This window comes from Pseudomonas putida, assembly GCF_030159595.1.
Taxonomy (GTDB): Bacteria; Pseudomonadota; Gammaproteobacteria; order Pseudomonadales; family Pseudomonadaceae; genus Aquipseudomonas; species Aquipseudomonas putida_AC.
The window spans coordinates 1-4161 of record NZ_BSKJ01000026.1; the positions used below are offsets into that span (position 1 = coordinate 1).

The 4161-nt window shown below is 64.2% G+C and carries 2 protein-coding genes; both read left to right on the forward strand.

Annotation, left to right across the window (positions count from 1 at the left end; translation table 11 throughout):
- Window positions 1-1187 (forward strand): acyl carrier protein (locus QQL85_RS26385; protein WP_284368784.1); only part of this gene is annotated, 1187 nt, incomplete at its 5' end.
- A partial coding sequence (locus QQL85_RS26390) for an amino acid adenylation domain-containing protein (RefSeq protein WP_284368785.1) occupies window positions 1184-4161 on the forward strand: 2978 nt, incomplete at its 3' end. The genes QQL85_RS26385 and QQL85_RS26390, both read left to right, overlap by 4 nt.

Here is a 4161-nt window from a genome sequence, read left to right on the forward strand (position 1 = left end):
CGCCGGAAGCGTTCCACGCGCTGCTGGTTCGCCAGCAGGTCACGGTGCTCAACCAGACGCCGTCGGCGTTCCGCCAGCTGGTGCCGGTGGCGTGTGCCGACCCGCGCGAACTGGCCCTGCGCTATGTGGTGTTTGGCGGTGAGGCGCTGGATGTGGGCAGCCTCAAGCCGTGGTTCGAGCGCTTCGGTGAACAGCAGCCGCAACTGGTGAACATGTACGGCATTACCGAAACCACCGTGCATGTGACCTACCGGCCGCTGAGCCAGGCCGATCTTGAGCTGGAGGGTGTCAGCCCGATCGGTGAGGTGATCCCGGACCTGTCGTGGTACCTGCTGGACCAGGATTTCAACCTGGCGGCCCCGGGTTGCACCGGTGAGTTGCATGTGGGGCAGGCCGGGTTGGCGCGTGGTTATCACCAGCGCCCGGCCCTGACGGCCGAACGCTTCGTGCCAGACCCGTTCGACAGCAGTGCGCAGGGTGGCGGGCGCTTGTACCGCACCGGCGACCTGGCGCGCTCGCGCACGGATGGGGTGATCGAGTACATGGGCCGCATCGACCACCAGGTGAAGGTGCGCGGTTTCCGTATCGAACTGGGTGAGATCGAGGCCAGGCTGCAGGCCCACGAGGCGGTCCGCGAAGCGGTGGTGCTGGCGGTGGACGGTGCGACCGGCAAGCAGCTGGTGGGCTACCTGATCCCGCAGCAGGCGGGTGAGGATGAAGCGGCACTGCGCCAGGCCGTGCGCGAGCAACTGAAGGCGAGCCTGCCGGACTACATGGTCCCGGCGCACCTGGTGTGCCTGTCGGCCTGGCCGCTGACCGGCAACGGCAAGCTGGACCGCAAGGCACTGCCGCAACCCGATGCCGGGCAGTTGCAGCAGGCCTATGTGGCACCGGTGAGTGCGCTGGAGCAACAGGTGGCAGCGATCTGGGCGGACGTGTTGCAGGTCGAGCGGGTGGGCCTGGGCGATGACTTCTTCGAGCTGGGCGGCCATTCGTTGCTCGTACTCTCGGTGCTGTCACGTCTGCAATTGTCGCTCGGTTTGAAAACAGAGCCTGCGGTGCTCTTCCAGAACCCTGTGCTAGGGGCATTCATCGAGCACCTGGACAAAGGAAATGATGTGGCGTTCGAAGATAAATTGAAACGGCTTGACCTGTTGTTTGCAGAAGACCTGGAGGATGCTCAATGAACTCGGATACCGCGAAGAGCGTCGCCAAGCGATTCGTCACGCTGCCGCTGGAAAAACGCAGGCTGTATTGGCAAAAGATGCAGGCCGAGGGTATTTCTTCGGCCAACCTGCCGATTCCGGCGGTGAAGTCGTTGTTTGAAGCGATTCGCCTGTCCTACGCCCAGCAACGCCAGTGGTTCCTGTGGCAGCTGGAGCCTGAGGGCGCGGCCTACAACATGGCCACCGCGTTGCGCCTGAAGGGCGCGCTGGACCTGGCCGCGTTGCGGGCCAGTTTCGAGGCGCTGATCGCGCGTCACGAAACCCTGCGCACGACATTCGCCCATGCCGATGGCCAGGCGGTGCAAGTGATTCATGCCAGCCTGCCGCTGGCCATGAGTGTGCAGCCGCTGGCTACCGACGGCGAAGACCTGGACCTGTTGATCCGCCAGCAGGTAGAGGCCGAGACCGGTTTGCCGTTCGACCTGGAAAACGGGCCGCTGCTGCGGGTCAAGCTGTTGCAACTGGCGGGTGATGACCATGTGCTGGTACTGACCCTGCACCACATCGTGTCCGATGGCTGGTCGATGCCGCTGATGGTGGAGGAGCTGGTGCGCGTCTATGAAGGCCAGTGCCAAGGCGTAGCGGTGCAATTGCCGGTGCTGCCAATCCAGTACGCGGACTATGCCATCTGGCAGCGGCAGTGGATGGAGGCGGGTGAGCAGGCGCGTCAACTGGCGTACTGGACGGCGCAACTGGGAGGCGACCAGCCGGTGCTGGAACTGCCGACCGACCGTCCGCGGCCGGCGGTGCAGAGCCATGCCGGTGCGAGCGTGGCGATTGCACTGGACGCCGAGCTTGTCGAAGGGCTGAAAGGCCTGGCGAAGGCGCGGGGTGTGACGTTGTTCATGCTGCTGCTGGCGAGCTTCCAGACGCTGCTGCACCGTTATTCGGGGCAGGGCGATATTCGCGTGGGGGTGCCGATAGCCAACCGTAACCGCGTGGAGACCGAGCGCCTGATTGGCTTCTTCGTCAACACGCAGGTGCTCAAGGCCGAGGTGGATGGGCGCATGCGCTTTGTCGATTTGCTGGGGCAGGTGCAACAGACGGCACTGGCAGCCCAGGCGCATCAGGACCTGCCGTTCGAGCAACTGGTCGAGGCGCTGCACCCTGAGCGCAGCCTGAGCTACAGCCCGTTGTTCCAGGTCATGTTCAACCACCAGACCCAGGGCAGCGGTGGGCGCCACAGCCTGCCTGGGTTGACGCTCGAGGGTTTGTCGTGGGCGCAGAGCAACGCTCAGTTCGATCTGACCTTGGAAACGGTGGAGCACGCACAAGGTATCGGTGCCGCTTTGAACTATGCGACGGCGTTGTTTGACGCCTCGACTGTCCAGCGCATGGCCGATCATTGGCGCGAACTGCTCAACGGCATCGTCCGACAGCCAGACCAGGCCGTTGGCGAGTTGCCGCTGCTGAACGCGCATCAGAACCTGCAGCTTGCCGCGCCCTGGCATGGCCCGCAGGCTGGCTGCGGGCCAGCGGTGCACGTTGCGATAGCACGTCAGGCCGGTCGCGCACCAGAGGCAGTGGCCGTGGAGATTGCCGGCCAGACCCTGACCTATCGACAGCTCGATGCCAGGGCCAACCGTTTGGCGCACAAACTGCGCGAGTTGGGTGTCGGCCCGGATGTGCTGGTAGGCGTGGCGGCCGAACGTAGCCTGGAAATGGTGGTGGGACTGCTGGCGATCCTCAAGGCGGGTGGCGCTTATGTGCCGTTGGACCCTGAGTACCCACGGGATCGCCTGGCTTACATGATCGAGGACAGTGGCATCGAGCTGCTGCTGACCCAGGCGCATCTGCAAGCCGGCTTGCCACTGGGTGAGAGGGTGCAGGCTGTGTGCCTGGAGCCGGGTGAGGCCTGGCTGCAAGGCTATAGCGAGGACGATCCATGCGCCTCGATCAGCCCCGAGCATCTGGCCTACGTCATTTACACCTCGGGTTCCACCGGCAGGCCGAAGGGGGTGGCCTTGCCTCATGGTGCGCTGTCGAACCATATGCACTGGATGCTGGAGGCCTTCGCGCTGCAGGCTGATGATCGGGTTTTGCAGAAAACCGCCTTCAGCTTCGATGCTTCGGTGTGGGAGTTCTGGCTGCCGCTGATGGGCGGCGCCGCGTTGATCATGGCTGAGCCTGGTCTGGTGCTGGAGCCGCAGCGGTTCTGGGCGCAGGTGAGGGACCAGAGCATCAGCGTCCTGCAAATGGCGCCTTCGTTGCTGCAGGCGCTGCTCGTGGAGCGGGCTGGCGGACAGATGGACAGCGTGCGTTTGCTGGCGATGGGCGGAGAGGCATTGCCGCACGAGCTGGTGCGGCAGGTTCGCGATGGTTGGGCGGGGCAGTTGGTCAACCTGTATGGCCCGACCGAAGCGACCATCGACAGCGCCTTCCAGCGGGTGGGGGAGCAGCCCGAGGGGACGGCAGGTGTCGTTGCCCTTGGGCAACCGGTAGACAATATCCGCTTGTATGTACTTGATGGCATGTTGGCCGCAGCGCCCTATGCCAAAGGTGAGTTGTACATTGCCGGTGCCTCGCTCGCCCGTGGTTACCTCGGTCAGCCCTCACTCACTGCCGAACGTTTTCTGCCTGACCCGTTCGATGCCAGTGTGCAGGGCGGAGGCCGTGTCTATCGCACGGGTGACTTGGCCCGCTACCCGTCGGATGGCACGCTTGAATACCTGGGACGCATCGATCATCAGGTAAAAATTCGCGGGTTGCGTATCGAGTTGGGCGAGATTGCGGCCAAGCTGCAGGCGCATGCGTCGCTGCGTGAGGCAGTGGTACTGGATGTCGAGACGGCAACCGGCCGGCAGCTTGCCGCTTACCTGGTGCTGCGGGACGCAGTGGACCAGGACGCGCTGGTAGCCTTGCGCTCGGCCCTGCGTGAGGATCTCAAGGCAGTGCTGCCGGACTACATGGTGCCGGCCTATTTCATGTTCCTCGA